Source organism: Kitasatospora sp. NPDC057738, from assembly GCF_042798815.1.
GTDB classification, from domain to species: Bacteria; Actinomycetota; Actinomycetes; order Streptomycetales; family Streptomycetaceae; genus Kitasatospora; species Kitasatospora lactacystinica.
Window position 1 is genome coordinate 12,657 of record NZ_JBHVJT010000104.1, and the last position, 15,956, is coordinate 28,612.

The window sequence follows — 15,956 nt, forward strand, 5'->3', positions numbered from 1 at the left end:
CGGTAACGGGATCCGATGGAGGATCCCCTTCCGGGAACGCCGGAATGACGGTCCGTCATCCGACTCGGACCGTCATCGACTCACACGCTCACAGCGGCCAGCGGCCGTCCCGCCCGGACCGCCGCAACTCCTGCCCCACCCACTGGAGTCCGGCCAGGAACCCCTCGACCCCCGCCTGGCACTGGTCCCGCCGCAGGTACCCCCGGGCGCTGCGGGCCACCGGAACGGCGTCGGCCGCCCCCCGCCGGGTGCTGCGCACCGGCAGGTAGGCGGCCCAGACCCACTGACGCCCCTCGGACTGTCCGACCGAACATCGCAGCGCGGCCCGCTCGATCAGCAGTTCCCGTACCGACTCGGCGAGTTCCTCCTCGCTCCGGTAGGTCCGCACGCCTACCCCGAGCGGCCGACCGTTGGCGGCCCGCAGCGCCCAGCCGAGGCAGCGGTCGGCCGCCGGCACGATCAGCAGCCGCGGACCGCGCCGCTCAGCGGCCATCGGTGCGTCTCAACGGCACCACGGGTTCCGGGAGTTCGCGCGGAGGCTGCTTGGAGAGCAGCACCACGAACCGCCGGAAGGCGTTCTGGCAGGTCGCGTACCGCTCGTACGCGCGGCTGGAGCGCACCTCGGGCAGGGCCCGCGAACCCGGGACGACCCAGATCCAGCCGATGCCCTCCCGCACGTGGGTGATCCGCGCGGTGAGTTCGACCGCCACGACCCGCAGGCCGTCGAAGCCCCGCTCGGCCTCGCTGGCCGTCTCGAACGCGGCCGGGGTGATCGCGACCACCCGTCCGTTGGGCGCCTTCAGTTGCCAGCGGTAGCGCCCGTCCGCCGCCCGTTCGGCGCGGAACCCCCCTCGACTTGCCCCTGCTGCGGTGTAGCCGCGGCCGGCAGCGTTCACTGCCCCCTCCGTCCGGTTGCCCTCCGGATTCCCCTCCGAGCGGAGTAAAGCTATGTGTGCACACGGAGCCCCCGAAAGCCCAGAACGTTCACAACTTGCGCCGTTGGTCGGGAAGTTCTCTCTCGTTTAACTTTCACGCGTCTCGATCGGAAACCGCCCCGGAACCGGCCCGGGCCGGCCCGTGACCGACCGGCAACCGGCCGGGAACCGCCGTGGACCGCTCAGAGCCGGGCGGTCCAGCGCACCATCGTCCCCTTGCGGTACGGCCCGCTCTCGTGCCAGGCGTCGCCGCCGAGCGCCTCGGCGCGCCGGGTGAGGTTGAGCAGGCCGCTGCGCCGGCCGCCCGGCGGGATGCCCACCCCGTCGTCGGTCACGGTGAGCAGGACGCCCGGCCGCCCGCCCCGGTCCAGCGACTCCGGGTCGCCGCCCACCGGGCGGCCGTCCTCGTCCAGGTGGGTGGTGGCGTCGATCTCCACCCCGACCCGGGAGGCGCGCGCGTGCCGGGCCGTGTTGGAGAGCATCTCGCGCAGGGCGGCCAGCAGTTGACGGCCGGTGTTCTCGCCGACCAGGCTCTCCACCGGCCCGACGAAGCTCACCGCGGGCTTGAAGCCGAGCGCGGCCGCGGCCTGGCTGGCCTCGCGCAGCACCCGGGTGCGCAGGGTGTCCGGCGCGTCGCCGTGGTTGTCGTGCTGGAGGGCGTAGATGGTGGTGCGGACCTCCTGGATGGTGGCGTCCAGCTCGTCCACCGCCTTGCCGATGCCGACCTTCACCTCGGGGACGACCGCCCGCCGGGCGGCGCTCTCCAGCATCATCCCGGTGGCGAACAGCCGCTGGATCACCAGGTCGTGCAGGTCGCGGGCGATCCGGTCGCGGTCCTGGAAGACGGCCAGGCGCTGCTGGTCGCGCTGGCCCTCGGCGAGCCGCAGGGCGAGCGCGGCCTGCGAGGCGAAGGTCTCGGCGAGCTGCTTCTCGCTGTCGGTGAACGGCACCGCTCCGCAGGGGCGCCAGACGCAGAGCCCGCCGAGCACCCGCCCGGCGGCGACCATCGGCACCGCCATGGACGGGCCGAAGCGGCGGGCGAGCCGGATCACCACGGTCGGGTCGCTGGACATGTCGTCCAGGTAGACGCTCTCCCCCGCGAGCAGCCGGGCCGCGAAGCTCTCCCTGGGCAGCAGTTCGCCGCGCACGAACTCGGCCAGCTCACCGGAGGCGTGGGCGACCCGCATCTGCCCGTCGCCCTCGTCGCCGTCCTCCGGGCCGGTCGGCAGCAGGATCATGCCGAGCGCGGCGTCCGCCAGCTCCCGCACCTGCTCGGCCGCGACGGTCAGCGCGGTCTCGGCCTGCTCGGCGGAGAGCAGGGCGGTGGTGACGGCGGCGGCGCCGGCGATCCAGCGTTCGCGGCGGCGGCCCTCCTCGTACAGCCGGGAGTTCTCGATGGCCACACCGGCCGCCGCGGCGAGTGCGTGCACCACCTGCTCGTCCTCGGGCGTGAAGGCCCCGCCGCCCTTCTTCTCGGTGAGGTAGAGGTTGCCGAACACCTCCGCGCGGACCCGGATCGGCACGCCCAGGAAGGTCCTCATCTGCGGGTGGTGCGGGGGGAACCCGGAGGAGCGCGGGTCGGCGCCGAGGTCGGTCAGCCGCAGCGGCTCGGGGCGGTCGATGAGCACGCCGAGGATGCCCCGGCCGGCGGGCAGTTCGCCGATCTCGCCGGCGGTCCCGTCGTCGACCCCGACGTGGATGAAGTCGGCCAGACCGGTGCCGCCGGGGGCGATCACGCCGAGCGCCGCGTACCGGGCGTCGACCAGTTCGGCCGCGCCCACCGCGATCCGGTGCAGGGTGGCGTGCAGGTCCAGCCCCGCCCCGATCGAGACCACCGCCTCCAGCAGCCGCTGCATCCGGTCGGTGACCGCGGCGGCCGACTGGAGGCGCTCGGCGACCTCGGTGACCAGGGTGTCCAGCCCCAGCGAGGCGATCTCGGGCACCCGATGGGGTGTCGGCTCGGGCGTGGCCTCGGGGAGGTCCGGCGTGGGGTCCATGGAGAAAGCCTAGTTTGTACGCTTTTCAGCCGAAGGGCGGCGCGACGGGCAGTTCGGCAGGCAGTACGACGACCCGTACGACGGGCGGTACGACGGGCGGTACGGCGGGCCGCGCGGCTAGCGGCCCACCGGCTCCAGCAGTCCGTCCGCCTCCCGCTCCCGCCGCCGCATCGCGTGCAGCCGCCCGTCCGGGTCGGCGACCAGCTCGGACCAGCGGCCCCGCTCGGCCACCCGCCCGCCGTCCAGCACCAGCACCTCGTCCACCGTGGTGTCGTCCAGCCCGGCCAGCCGGTGGGTGATCAGCACCGTGGTGCGGCCCTCGGTGGCGGCCAGCAGGTCCGCGGTCAGGGCGTCCGCGGTGGGCAGGTCGAGGTGCTCGGCGGGCTCGTCCAGGACCAGGACGGGGAAGTCCGCGAGCAGGGCCCGGGCGAGTGCCAGCCGCTGGCGCTGGCCGCCGGAGAGCCGGGCGCCGTGCTCGCCGACCATGGTGTCCAGGCCGTCCGGCAGGCCCTCGGTCCACTCCAGCAGCCGGGCGCCGGCCAGCGCGGCGCGCAGCTCGTCCTCCGCCGCTTCCGGCCGGGCCAGCCGCAGGTTCTCCCGCAGCGAGCTGTCGAAGACGTGGGCGTCCTGGGCGCAGAGCCCGATCACCCGGCGGACGGACTCGCCCGCCAGCGCGCGGCTGTCCACAGCCTGTGGACGGCCGTCGGCGAACCGCACCGTCCCGGCGCTCGGCTCCAGGAAGCGCAGCAGCGCCTGGGCGAGGGTGGTCTTGCCGGAGCCGGACGGGCCGACCACGGCGATCCGGCGGCCGGCGGCGAGGTCGAGGTCCACCCCGGCGAGCGCGTCCACCGCCTGCCCGGGGTGGCGGACGGTCAGCCCGCGCACCGCCACCGGCAGCGGCTGCTCGGGCAGTGCCACCGGTTCGGCCGGCTCGGTGACCGGCACCGGGGCGTTCAGCACCTCGTCCAGCCGGGCCCGCGCGGCGCGGCTGCGCTGGCGGGCCTGGACGGCGAGCGGCATCCCGGTGACGGCCTCGAAGGCGGCCAGCGGGGTCAGCACCACCACGGCCAGGCAGACCGGCGCCAGCACCCCGTCGCGCACCCCCTGGACGCCGACGGCGGCCGCGGCGGTCACGGTCAGCCCGGTGAGCAGGGCGATCAGCCCGGTGCCGAGTGCCGTGGTGGCGGCCGAGCGGGCGGCCAGCCCGGTCAGCGCGGCGTCGGCGGTGCGGACGGCGGCCAGCCGGCCGGGCAGGGCGCCGGCCACGGTGAGCTCGGCGGTGCCGGTGAAGGCGTCCACCACGGCGGTGGCCAGGCGCCCGCGCGCCGGGGCCTGGCGCCGTTCGGCACCGGCCGACCAGCGGGCGGCCAGGGCGGGCACCAGCACGCCCGCGAGCAGCAGCCCGAGGCCGAGCACCAGCCCGGCGGCGGGCAGGAAGGCGGTCATCGCCACCGTCGAGGCCAGCGCGACCAGGCCGGCCACCGCGGCCGGCAGCCGCCAGCGCAGGTAGTGGTCCTGGATCGCGTCCACGTCGGCGACCAGCCGGGAGAGCAGGTCGCCGCGCCGGAAGGCGGGCAGTCCGGCCGGGGCGAGCGCGCTCAGCCGCCGGTAGACGGCGGCCCGCAGGGTGCCGAGGGTGCGCAGCACCGCGTCGTGCGAGACCAGCCGCTCGGCGTAGCGGAAGACGCTGCGGCCGATGCCGAAGGCCCGTACCGAGGTGACGGCCATCATCAGGTAGAGCACCGGCGGCATCTCGGAGGCCCGGGAGATCAGGTAGCCGGAGGTGGCCATCAGGGCGACGGCGCAGCCGAGGGCGAGCGCGCCGAGCAGGATCGAGAGCGCCAGCCGGGGGGTGGTGCCGCCCTCGGGGCCGGTCTCCTCGGCGACGGCGGGGGCGGGGGTCGGCTTCCCGCTGTGCTTCCCGCCGCGCTTCCCACCGTGGTGATCGCCGCGGTGATGGCCGTCCGTGAGCGGGGCGGGCGGGGCGGCGGCGGGCCCCGCCAGCCGTACCCGCCGGTCGGCGGCGGCCAGCAGGGCCGGCCGGTGCGCGACCACCAGCACGGTGCGCGCCGGATCGGCGGCCAGCGCCCGGACGGTGTCCACGACGGCCGCCTCGGAGGCGCCGTCCAGGTTGGCGGTCGGCTCGTCCAGCAGCACCAGCGGCCGGTCGTCGGCGAGCAGCACCCGGGCGAGGGCGAGGCGCTGGCGCTGCCCGGCGGAGAGCCCGGCGCCGTCCTCCCCCAGGACGGCCGCCAGGTCGGTCACGAAGTCGAGCGCGTGCGCGGCCCGCAGCGCCGTCCACAGCTGCTCGTCGGTGGCCTGCGGCCGGTAGAGCCGCAGGTTCTCGGCGACCGTCCCGGCGAACAGGTGCGGGTGCTGCGGCACCCAGGCGATCTGCCGCCGCCAGCTCTGCGGGTCCAGCTCGGCCAGGTCGTGGACGCGGCCGTCGGCGGCGGTGATCCGGACGGTGCCGGAGTCCGGGGCGGTGAGGCCGAGCAGGACGGCCAGCAGGGTGGACTTGCCGGCGCCGCTGGGGCCGGTGAGCGCGGTGCTGGAGCCCGGGCTCAGGGTCAGCCCGGCGCCGTCCAGGGCGGGCTCGGTGCGCCCGGGGTGCCGGACGACCAGGCCGTCGGCGGCGATCTCGGCACCCGCGAGGTCCGGCGCCGGGGTGGTGCCGGCGGCGGGCAGCGGGGTCTCCAGCACCCGGAACAGCTCGTCGGCGGCGGTCAGCCCCTCGACGCTGGAGTGGTAGAGCGCGCCGACCTGGCGGATCGGGAAGTACACCTCGGGGGCGAGCACCAGGATCAGCAGCCCGGTCTCCAGGTCGAGCGTGCCGTCCACCAGCCGGAAGCCGACGGTGACGGCGACCAGCGCGACGGACAGGGTGGAGAGCAGTTCCAGGGTGAAGGAGGAGACGAAGGCGATCCGCAGGGTGCGCAGGGTGGCGCGGCGGTAGTCGGCGGTGATCCGGGCGATGGTGGCGGCCTGGGTGCGGGCCCGGTTGAACACCTTGAGGGTGGGCAGTCCGGCGACCACGTCGAGGAAGTGGTGGGAGAGCCGGGCCAGGGTGTTCCACTGCCGGTCCATCCGGGACTGGGTGGCCATCCCGATCAGCACCATGAACAGCGGGATCAGCGGCAGCGTCCCGGCGATGATCGCGGCCGAGGTGAAGTCGGCGCCGACGATCCGCAGCAGCACGATCACCGGGACGACCACGGCCAGCGCCAGCTGCGGCAGGTAGCGGGCGAAGTAGTCGTCCAGCGCGTCGATGCCGCGGGTGGCGAGGGTGGTGAGTTCGCCGGTGCGCCGGCCCGCCAGGTAGGACGGGCCGAGCGCGGTGGCGTGGTCGAGCAGCCGGCGCCGCAGGGTGGACTTCACCCGGGCGACGGACCGGTGCGCGGTGAGCTCGGTGAGCCAGCCGACCAGCCCGCGCCCGACCGCCGTCAGGGCGAGCAGCAGCAGCGGCGTGGTCAGCTCGCCGAGCGTCGCCCCGCGCTGGAAGGCGCGGACGACGATCTCGGCGATCAGACTCGCCTGGGCGACCACCAGGGCCGCGCCGACCGCGCCGAGCAGCACGGATCCGACGAGGAAGGCCCTGGTGGTGCGGGCGTACCCGAGGAGTCGGGGGTCGACCGGCTTCATGGCGTCAGGCCTGGTCGAGCGGGGCGGCCGGGTTGTGCCCGGGGATGTGCTGGACGCCGATCCGCTTGCGGAACACCCAGTACGTCCAGCCCTGGTAGAGCAGCACCAGCGGGGTGAAGATCGCCGCCACGACGGTCATCACCTTCAGCGTGTACGGCGAGGACGCGGCGTTGCTGACGGTCAGGCTCCATTCCGGGTTCAGGGTGGAGGGCATGACGTCCGGGAAGAGCGCCAGGAAGAGCATCGCGACCGCGGCCACGATGGTCGCCCCGGAGAGGCTGAACGCCCAGCCCTCGCGGCCGAGCTGGTTGGCCGCCAGGGCGCCGAGCAGGGCGACCACCGCGACGATCATCGCGGCGAGGCTGCGGCCGTTGCCGTGGTCGGCCTGGGTCCAGATCAGGAAGGCCAGCGCCAGCACGGCGGTCACCAGACCGGACAGCAGGGCGGCCCTGCGGGCCCGCTCGCGGATCTCGCCGACCGTCTTGAGCGCGGCGAACACCGAGCCGTGCAGGGTGAACAGGGCGAGCGTCACCAGGCCGCCGAGCAGCGCGTACGGGTTCAGCAGGTCCCAGAGGGTGCCGATGTAGTTCTTCTGCGCGTCGATGTCCACGCCGCGCACGATGTTGGCGAAGGCCACGCCCCAGAGGAAGGCCGGGAGGAGGGAGGTCCAGAAGATGGCCTCCTCCCAGTTCCGCTGCCAGCGGGCGCCGTCGCGCTTGGCCCGGTACTCGAAGGCCACACCGCGGACGATCAGGCAGACCAGGATGACCAGCAGCGGGATGTAGAAGCCGCTGAAGAGCGTCGCGTACCAGTCCGGGAAGGCCGCGAAGGTGGCGCCGCCGGCGGTCAGCAGCCAGACCTCGTTGCCGTCCCAGACCGGGCCGATGGTGTTGATCAGCACCCGCCGTTCGGCGGTGTTGCGGGCCAGCGGCTTGGTCAGCACGCCGATCCCGAAGTCGAAGCCCTCCAGGAAGAAGTAGCCGATCCACAGGACCGCGATCAGCACGAACCAGACGTCGTGGAGTTGCATGTCAGATCCTCAGTTCCCCGGTGTCCCGGCGCCTCAGTAGGCGAAGGCGAGCGGCTTGTCGGCGTCCTCGTCCGAGGACGGTCCGCGCAGCGACGGGTCCTTGGTGGGCGGCTGCTCGGTCACCACCGGGCCGGCCTTGGCGTACTTGACCAGCAGCCGGACCTCGATGACCGCGAGGATCGCGTACAGGGTTGTGAAGGTCGCCAGCGCCCCGATCTGGGTGCCGACACCGACGTTGGGGGAGACGGCGCTGGCCGTGGTCATCAGGCCGAAGACGGCCCAGGGCTGACGGCCCATCTCGGTGAAGATCCAGCCGAAGCTGTTGGCGATCAGCGGGAAGCCCATGGTCAGGATGCCGATCCGCCAGCTCCACTTGGTCAGCAGCGGCCCCAGCTCGCGCCTGGGGGTGAGCATCAGCCGGGGCACCTCGGTCTCGCCGGTGCGGAACTCGGGGCGCAGGAAGAGCTTCCTCCGGGTGGTCCACAGGCCGATCAGGCCGGCCAGGAAGGAGGTCATCCCGAAGCCGATCATGAGGCGGAAGCCCCAGTAGGTGACGAAGATGCTCGGGATGTAGTCCTTGGGGTCGCCGCCGTGCTGGGCGGCCTCGGCGGCGGCGGTGTCGTTGATGCCGGGGACGGAGGAGCTGAAGTCGCTGTGGGCGAGGAAGGAGAGTATTCCGGGGATCTCCAGGGCGACCGAGTTGTGGCCCTTGCTGACGTCGCCGACCGCGAAGACCGAGAACGGGGCCGGCGCCTGGGTCTCCCAGAGCGCCTCGGCGGCGGCCATCTTCATCGGCTGCTGCTCGAACATGACCTTGCCCAGGGTGTCGCCGCTGAGCGCGGTGCCGGCGCCGAAGACCACCGCGAGCACCAGGCCGAGCCGCAGCGAGGTCCGCATCGCGGCGGTCTTCTTCGGGTCGGCGGTCTCCGGCTTGCGCTTGGCCTTCCAGAGGTGGAAGGAGGCGATGCCGACGACGAAGGCCGCACCGGTGAGGAAGGCGGCGGTCAGGGTGTGGAAGACGACCACGAGGGTGGTGTTCTGGAACAGCACCTTGACGACGTCGGTCAGTTGGGCCTTGCCGGTGACCGGGTCGATCGCGTAGCCGACCGGGTGCTGCATCCAGGAGTTGGCGGCCAGGATGAAGTAGGCGGAGAGCACGGTGCCCAGGGCCACCATCCACATGCAGGCGCAGTGGATCTTCCTCGGCAGCTTGTCCCAGCCGAAGATCCACAGGCCGATGAAGGTGGACTCGAAGAAGAAGGCGATCAGCGCCTCCATCGCGAGCGGGGCGCCGAAGACGTCACCGACGAAGCGGGAGTAGTCGGACCAGTTCATGCCGAACTGGAATTCCTGGACGATTCCGGTGACCACGCCCATCGCGATGTTGATGAGGAAGAGCTTTCCCCAGAACTTGGTGGCGTGGAAGTACTTCTCCTTGTTCGTCCGCACCCAGGCGGTCTCCAGACCGGCCACGATCGCGGCCAGGCTGATCGTGAGCGGGACGAAGAGGAAGTGGTAGACGGTGGTGATGCCGAATTGCCATCGCGCGATGGTCTCGTGAGCGATTGCCAGTTCCACGTCGCCCTCTCTCCCAACCTGCCCGCGTGACGACGGGCATCTTCCGGACAAACTTCATCTATAGCCGTAGACCGTTGCTCAACCACGCAAGCTTGTCCGCTTGTGAACGTGAACACGTTCACAAGGAGCAGTATCCACCATCCTTACGAGGGAACTGCAGGTGGGGTGTGTTTGACAGCCCGGTGCGCTGCGCCACGGCCGCGGTGCGGTCCGCACAGTCTGCGGACCCCCCGCGGGCCGGGGCAACGAACGACGGGGCGGACGACCGGAAGTTGTTGGCCGAACCGGCGCTTGACAGGCCCGCGCCCCGGTCGCCCCGGCCGGATCCGCGTGCTACCGGCGCCCGGCCGGCGTGAACCCCGCGACGGCTCCGCCGGGTGCACCCGATCCGGAGTCCGGGGCCGGGAACGCCGGAACCGCAGGACGGGCCGGGGCCTGTCCTGCGGTTCCGGGGTGGTCGCGCCGTCCTCCCGAGCGGGCGCGACCGGGGTGGGTCAGGAGGTGGGGCGGGTGGCCGGCTTGCGGCGGGAGACGTAGAGGGCCGCGGCGCCGAGGCTGATCGCGAGGCCGGCACCCAGGGCGAGATACGGGGTGGCCGGGTTGGAGCCGGTCTCGGCGAGTTCGGTGGTCGAGCCGGTGGCGGCCCGGGTGGTCGACGTGGTCGAGGTGCCCGACGTGGTCGAGACGGTCGACTTGCCCGTGGTGCCGGTCTTGGCCGTGGTGGTGGTGTTGGAGACCGGGGTGACCGCCGCGGGCTGCTCCGCCGGCTTCTCGGCGGGCTGCTCCGCCGGCTTCTCGACCGGCTTCTCGACCGGCTTCTCGGCGGCCGCCCTCGCTTCGGCGAGGGCCTGGTCCGCGGCGGCCTTGGCGGCGGCCGCGGCCTTGGTGGCCTGGTCCGCCGTGTGGATCCGCCGGAACGCCTCGACCCGGGCGTCGTCCAGGGCGTTCCTGGCGGCGGTCACGGCGGCCTTGGCCTTCGTGTCCGCGGCGCTGGCGGCGTTCGCGGCGGCGTACGCCTTGTTCAGCCGCTCCCTGGCCGCGGGCAGCTCCTCCTCCGTGGCGACGCGGAACGCGTCGGAGGCCGCCTCGGCCTCCTTCCTGGCGGCGTCCTTGGCCGCGGCGGCCGTCACCGCGGCGGCCTTGGCCTCCTCGTACGTGCCCTGGTAGGGCTGGGAGTTGTCGAGGAAGGCGGAGGTCTCGGCCCGCACCTTGGCCTCGTTGGCGACGGCCGCCGTGTACGCCTTGGCGGCGTCGGCGGCGGCCCGCTCCAGTTCGGCGATCGAGCCGTTGTCGCTCCGGGTCTGCGCCGCGGACGCCGACTCCGCGAAGGCGGGTGCCGCGGAGAGCACCACGGCGGGCGAGACGACGGCGGCGACGAGGGCGGCCGAGACCAGCGAACGGCGGAGTTTCACAATGACCCCTTTCGGGCCTGCAGGAAAGCAAAAGCCTCGGCCGGAAGAGTTTTCCGACGGCCGGGCAGCACCGATCATAGGCATACGCATTCTTGACGCTCCATGCCGGATTCCGGCAATGACCGGGCGCCGTGTCTTCCTGGTTCGCCGGGGAATTGACGAGTCGACAAAGTCGGGGGCGGTCCGCTCACAAAGGCCGGAATTCCCGACATTCGGGCGAACCCGCCGGAAATCCGGTCAGTGCTGGCAGGGCAGTTCGACGCGGAAGGTGGCGCCCTCGCCCGGGGCGGTGTGCAGGGTGAGGGTGCCGCCGTGGGCGCGGGTGAGGGCGGTCGCGATGGCGAGGCCGAGGCCGGCGCCGCCGCCGTTGTCGCGACTGCGGGAGGGGTCGACCCGGAAGAAGCGGTCGAAGACCCGCTGGGCCTGCTCCTCGGTGAGGCCGGGGCCGGAGTCGGCGACCTCCAGCAGGCAGACGCCACCGGGGACGCTGCCCACCCCGATCCGGACCGGGGTGCCGGGCGGGGTGTGCTTGACCGCGTTGCCGACCAGGTTGGTGACCACCTGCCGCAGCCGGGCCTCGTCGCCGATGACGGGCGCGGCGCCGGGCGCGCCGGTGCCGGCCGGGCCGGTGAGCGCGACCGGGCGGCTCGGGTCGAGGGCGGTGAGGTCGTGCAGCGCGTCGGCGGCGAGGGTGCGCAGGTCCATCGGGGCGAGGTCGAGCGGGCGCTCCTCGTCCAGCCGGGCGAGCACCAGCAGGTCCTCGACCAGGGCGCCCATCCGGTCGGCCTCGCTCTCGATCCGGGTCATGGTCCGCTTGACGTCGGCCTCGGCCGGCAGCCCGCCCATCCGGTACAGCTCGGCGAAGCCGCGGATCCCGGCCAGCGGGGTGCGCAGCTCGTGCGAGGCGTCGGCGACGAAGCGCCGCATCCGGGCCTCGGACTCGGCGCGGGCCGCGAAGGCCGCCTCGATCTGGGTGAGCATCCCGTTGAGCGCGACCGACAGCCGGCCGACCTCGGTGCCCGGGGAGAGCTCCGGCATCCGGTGCGACAGCTCGCCGGCCGCGATCCGCTCGGCGCCCTCCTCGATCCGGCGCAGCGGCCGCAGCCCGGCCCGTACGGCGAAGAGGCCGAGCGCGGCGATCACCACCAGGACGCCGCCGCCGATGGCCAGGAAGGAGGTGCGCAGCTTGCCGAGGGTGGCGTCGATGTCCTCGCGGGAGACCGCCACCATGACGTGGGTCGGGGTGACCGCCGGCGAGGCGTACGCGCTGGGGTTGGCGGCCTGCCCGCGGGGGGTCTGGAGCGGCAGCACCAGGACCCGCCAGCGGTGCTGGCCGCGCTGGTCGGGCAGGTCGAAGGGGACGTCGGGGGCGGTCCGGGTCGGGTCCAGTCCCTCCAGCTGGGGCGCCGGGTCGCTGTCCGAGACGGGCTGGCGCATCAGCGCCTGGACCTTGCCGTCCGAGGAGAGGTACTGCACCAGGTACTGGCTGGGCAGGCTGACCCGCCGGCCGGCGACGGCGGGCCGGCCGGCGGTCTGCGCGGTCAGCTGGCCCGGGGGCTTGCGGGAGAGCGGCGGCCCGTAGCGCTGGAGCTGTTCGTCCAGCTGCTGCACCAGCTGGCTCCGGACGGTGCCGAGCACGAAGGTGTCGCTGACCGCGAGCCCGGTGGTGACCAGGGCGAGCACGAGCACCAGCAGCCGGGCGCGCAGCGACATCCGGGCGGAGAAGCGGGCGAGCACGAGCGGACCCGGTCAGCCCTGCGGGGGGCGGCGCAGGGCGTAGCCGATGCCGCGCACGGTGTGGATCAGCTTGGGGCCGTGCGCCGGGCCGGAGTCGAGCTTGCGGCGCAGGTAGGAGATGTACGACTCGACGATGGAGAGGTCCCCGCCGAAGTCGTAGGCCCAGACGTGGTCGAGGATCTGCGACTTGGAGACCACCCGGCCGACGTTGGCCATCAGGTAGTGCAGCAGCTTGAACTCGGTCGGGGAGAGCGAGACCGGGGTGCCGCCCCGGGTGACCTCGTGGGCGACCGGGTCGAGGCTGAGGTCGGCGACGATCAGCCGGCCGTCCTCGGCGGGCCCGCCGGCCCGGCGCAGGATCGCGCGGATCCGGGCGATCAGCTCCTCCAGGCTGAACGGCTTGGTGACGTAGTCGTCCGCCCCGGCGGCCAGGCCCTGCACCTTGTCGCCGACGCCGTCCTTGGCGGTGAGGAAGAGCACCGGCAGGTGGTCGCCGGGGTGCCCGTGGGCCGGGCCGGCTATCTGTCCGCGGCTGGTGCGCTCGCGCAGCTTCTCGACGACGGTGAAGCCGTCGAGGTCGGGGAGCATCACGTCGAGCACGACCAGGTCGGGGCGCTCGGCGGCGACCAGTTCGAGCGCCTCGGTCCCGCTGGCGGCGGAGGCGACGCGGAAGCCGGAGAAGCGCAGCGAGGCGGAGAGCAGCTCGCGGATGTTGGGTTCGTCGTCCACGACGAGCAGGAACGCTTCGCCCTGGCCCCCGGCCACCGTGGAGCCGCCTGGTGTGGTGACAGTGCCTTGCACGGGGCTTTCGCCTCCCGGTCGGACGATGACGTTCAGCATGAGGCTAGCCCCCGGAGGCTATGCGGCATGGATGAATGTTGGATTAACACCTTATCGGTCGGTTTTTGGACGATCGGCGCACAGGGGTGGGCTCGATGGTGTGCGCACGGGCGTGGACACGACGGACGCGCGCCGGACGGGGGCCCCGCCCGCCCGGCGCGACGCGCCTCATGCCCGCGCACGACTCCGGATCGGCCGCCCCTGTGTCCACGGCCGGAGCCTCTCCGGGGGCGCACCCGCCGGACGCGGCTGATCAGGCCCCCGGCGCGGCCGGGGCCTGCGCGGCCCGGATCCGGCGGTGGGCGGAGGCGGCCAGCCGGCGGCAGGCGGCCGGGCTGCGGCCGACGATCGCGGCCACTTCGACGAAGGGGTGGCCGAAGACGTCGTGCAGGACGAAGGCGACCCGTTCGGCCGGGGTCACGGCCTCCAGGGCCACCAGGAAGGCCGTGCTCACCGTCCCGTCCGGGGTGATCCGGTCGGCCGGGTCCGCCGCCGGGGCCGCCGGGCCGGCCGGATCGGCCGCGGGGTCGGCCGCGGCGTCCGTCCACTCCCGGCGCGCGGGCAGCGGCCCGGGGGTCCACCCGCCGACGTGGCGCTCCCGCCGCACCCGGACCGAGCCGAGCCGGTTGAGGCAGATCCTGCTGGCCACCGTGGTCAGCCAGCCGCCGGACGAGACGATCGCCTCCCGCTCCCGCCGGGGCAGCGCGTACCAGCGGGCGTACGTCTCCTGCACCACGTCCTCGGCGTCCACCGGCGAACCGAGCAGCCGGTACGCCAGGTCGATCAGCCGGCGCCGCTCGCCCATGATCGCGCCCGGGCCCGGCTCGGTCGTGGTGCCGCCCCCTGCTTCCCGCACCCTGTCCCCACCCCTTCGACTCGACGGCTCTCCGCTCCTCCTATGACAGCGCGGCGGCCCGGGATGTGACGCCTTCCCGCTCATGTCACATATCGAGCGGCTGTTCTGTCCTGTCCGTCGTACCGGTGGAACGGAACGGAGAACCCGATGAACGACTTCCAGGCGATCGCCGACCGCGTCGAGATCACGGCCCTGCAGGCCGAGTTCACCGACGCGGTGATGATGCGCGACCGCGCCCGCCTCGCCGCGCTGTTCACCCCCGACGGCGTGCTGCGGATGCCCGACGTCCCGATCGAGCTGACCGGCCCGGAGCAGATCCGGGCCGGCGGCGAGAAGCTCCAGGAGCAGTGGGACTTCTTCATCCAGAACACCCACCCGGGGGCGGTCGTGATCGACGGCGACACCGCGACCGGCCGCGCCCACATCTACGAGCTCGCGCGCCTCAAGGACGGCCGGCAGGGGATCAACCACGCGATCTACCACGACCGGTACCGGCGCACGGCGGACGGCTGGCGGTTCACCGAGCGGGTCTACGAGACCCGGTACCTGGACACCAGCCCGCTGCCCGGCTCGGCACCGGACCCGGCCCGGCCGGTCCGCGGGGCCGGCCCGGCGGACGCCGGCCGCTGAGGCCGCGGAATCCCCTCGTTTTCCCTCCTGCTATGATTTGCAGCGAGGCGAAGGCAATGCTTTCGAGCAATTGCCCGGCCCGATCATTTCGGTGGTCATAGCGAGAGGGAAACGCCCGGCTCCATTCCGAACCCGGAAGCTAAGCCTTTCAGCGCCGATGGTACTGCAGGGGGGACCCTGTGGGAGAGTAGGACGCCGCCGAATTCTCCTTACGGCCCCTGCCGTGTCCGACAGTGACACGGCAGGGGCTTTTTTTCATTTCCCCTGCCGTTCCCCCCACCGTTTCTCCCGCCATTCCCCCCACTGCTCCCCCCGCCGTTTCGCCGCGCGCGGTTCCGGTGCCTCGGCACACCCTCCGGCACATCCGGCATGTGAGACGCGGAGTCCCGGAAGAGCCGCTTTGCGGGTATCTGAGAGGATGGCGAACATCGAAACGGACTTGCGTCTCGCCAACTGAGACTGCAATATCATGCTATGGACAACACTAGCGGCGTCGGCGTTCTCGACAAGGCCGCTCTGGTGCTCAGCGCACTGGAGTCGGGCCCCGCCACGCTGGCGGGGCTGGTCGCCGCCACCGGTCTGGCGCGCCCCACCGCCCACAGACTCGCCGTCGCACTCGAACACCACCGCCTGGTCACCCGGGACATGCAGGGCCGCTTCATCCTCGGCCCCCGCCTGTCCGAACTCTCCGCCGCCGCCGGCGAGGACCGACTGCTCGCCACCGCGGGCCCCGTCCTCACCCACCTGCGCGACGTCACCGGGGAAAGCGCGCAGCTCTACCGCCGCCAAGGCGAAATGCGCATCTGCGTCGCCGCCGCCGAACGACTCTCCGGCCTGCGCGACACCGTCCCCGTCGGCAGCACCCTGCCGATGAAGGCCGGCTCCGCCGCCCAGGTCCTCCTGGCCTGGGAAGAGCCCGAGCGCCTCCACCGAGGCCTCCAGGGCGCCCGCTTCACCGCCACCGCGCTCAGCGGCGTCCGCCGCCGCGGCTGGGCCCAGTCCATCGGGGAGCGGGAGCCGGGCGTCGCGTCCGTCTCCGCCCCCGTCCGCGGGCCGTCCAACCGCGTGGTGGCCGCCGTCTCCGTCTCCGGCCCCATCGAGCGCCTGACCCGCCACCCGGGCCGGCTGCACGCCCAGGCCATCATCGAAGCCGCCAACCGGCTCACCGAGGCCCTGCGCCGCAGCTGACGGAATCCGGCCGACGGACACGACGGCCGACGGACACGACGGAACGGGCCGCGCCCGAGGAAGAGACCTCCTCGGGCGCCGGCTTTTCTCTCGTTCCGGCCGTCCGTTTTC

The 15,956-nt window shown here is 73.4% G+C and carries 11 protein-coding genes, 1 rRNA gene and 1 pseudogene; 3 read left to right on the forward strand and 10 right to left on the reverse strand.

Annotation, left to right across the window (positions count from 1 at the left end; genetic code table 11):
- Positions 1 to 88: 88 nt before the first annotated feature.
- The 10 genes and pseudogenes from ACFVGO_RS36335 to ACFVGO_RS36380 all read right to left on the reverse strand — a co-directional run.
- Entirely contained in the window at positions 89 to 493 is a 405-nt protein-coding gene (locus ACFVGO_RS36335; RefSeq protein ID WP_359914327.1) for a hypothetical protein, read from the reverse strand.
- The gene (locus ACFVGO_RS36340) at positions 483 to 896 is read right to left on the reverse strand and encodes a hypothetical protein (RefSeq protein WP_380636408.1); all 414 of its coding nucleotides are present in this window, start codon (positions 894 to 896) and stop codon (positions 483 to 485) included. The genes ACFVGO_RS36335 and ACFVGO_RS36340 overlap by 11 nt, the downstream gene beginning before the upstream one ends.
- A gap of 221 nt (positions 897 to 1,117) precedes the next feature.
- Complete coding sequence (locus ACFVGO_RS36345) at positions 1,118 to 2,932, reverse strand: GAF domain-containing protein (protein WP_380636410.1); 1,815 nt, start codon at positions 2,930 to 2,932, stop codon at positions 1,118 to 1,120.
- Between the two features lie 117 nt (positions 2,933 to 3,049).
- On the reverse strand, positions 3,050 to 6,574 hold the full coding sequence (gene cydD / locus ACFVGO_RS36350; protein WP_380636412.1) for a thiol reductant ABC exporter subunit CydD: 3,525 nt from the start codon (positions 6,572 to 6,574) through the stop codon (positions 3,050 to 3,052).
- Positions 6,575 to 6,578: 4 nt separating this feature from the next.
- Positions 6,579 to 7,604, reverse strand: coding sequence for a cytochrome d ubiquinol oxidase subunit II (gene cydB, locus ACFVGO_RS36355; protein ID WP_359914335.1), 1,026 nt, complete (start codon positions 7,602 to 7,604; stop codon positions 6,579 to 6,581).
- 33 nt (positions 7,605 to 7,637) lie between these two features.
- Positions 7,638 to 9,182, reverse strand: a complete 1,545-nt coding sequence (locus tag ACFVGO_RS36360) for a cytochrome ubiquinol oxidase subunit I (RefSeq protein WP_380358035.1) — start codon at positions 9,180 to 9,182, stop codon at positions 7,638 to 7,640.
- 494 nt (positions 9,183 to 9,676) lie between these two features.
- Complete coding sequence (locus ACFVGO_RS36365; RefSeq protein ID WP_380636415.1) at positions 9,677 to 10,594, reverse strand: LAETG motif-containing sortase-dependent surface protein; 918 nt, start codon at positions 10,592 to 10,594, stop codon at positions 9,677 to 9,679.
- 237 nt (positions 10,595 to 10,831) lie between these two features.
- A complete protein-coding gene (locus ACFVGO_RS36370) occupies positions 10,832 to 12,331 on the reverse strand; it encodes a HAMP domain-containing sensor histidine kinase (RefSeq protein ID WP_359914343.1) in 1,500 nt (499 codons plus the stop codon).
- Between the two features lie 12 nt (positions 12,332 to 12,343).
- The gene (locus ACFVGO_RS36375; RefSeq protein WP_359914346.1) at positions 12,344 to 13,132 is read right to left on the reverse strand and encodes a response regulator transcription factor; all 789 of its coding nucleotides are present in this window, start codon (positions 13,130 to 13,132) and stop codon (positions 12,344 to 12,346) included.
- 295 nt (positions 13,133 to 13,427) lie between these two features.
- Positions 13,428 to 13,976 (reverse strand): annotated as a pseudogene (locus ACFVGO_RS36380) (sigma factor); the annotation flags it as partial.
- A gap of 198 nt (positions 13,977 to 14,174) precedes the next feature.
- Between ACFVGO_RS36380 and ACFVGO_RS36385 the strand changes: the two are divergent.
- The 3 genes from ACFVGO_RS36385 to ACFVGO_RS36395 all read left to right on the forward strand — a co-directional run bounded on the left by ACFVGO_RS36385 (position 14,175) and on the right by ACFVGO_RS36395 (position 15,845).
- The gene (locus tag ACFVGO_RS36385; RefSeq protein WP_359914348.1) at positions 14,175 to 14,657 is read left to right on the forward strand and encodes a nuclear transport factor 2 family protein; all 483 of its coding nucleotides are present in this window, start codon (positions 14,175 to 14,177) and stop codon (positions 14,655 to 14,657) included.
- An 87-nt stretch (positions 14,658 to 14,744) separates the two neighbouring features.
- A 5S ribosomal RNA gene (gene rrf / locus ACFVGO_RS36390) occupies positions 14,745 to 14,861 on the forward strand.
- Positions 14,862 to 15,131: 270 nt separating this feature from the next.
- Complete coding sequence (locus tag ACFVGO_RS36395; protein WP_030246527.1) at positions 15,132 to 15,845, forward strand: IclR family transcriptional regulator; 714 nt, start codon at positions 15,132 to 15,134, stop codon at positions 15,843 to 15,845.
- Positions 15,846 to 15,956: the final 111 nt, after the last annotated feature.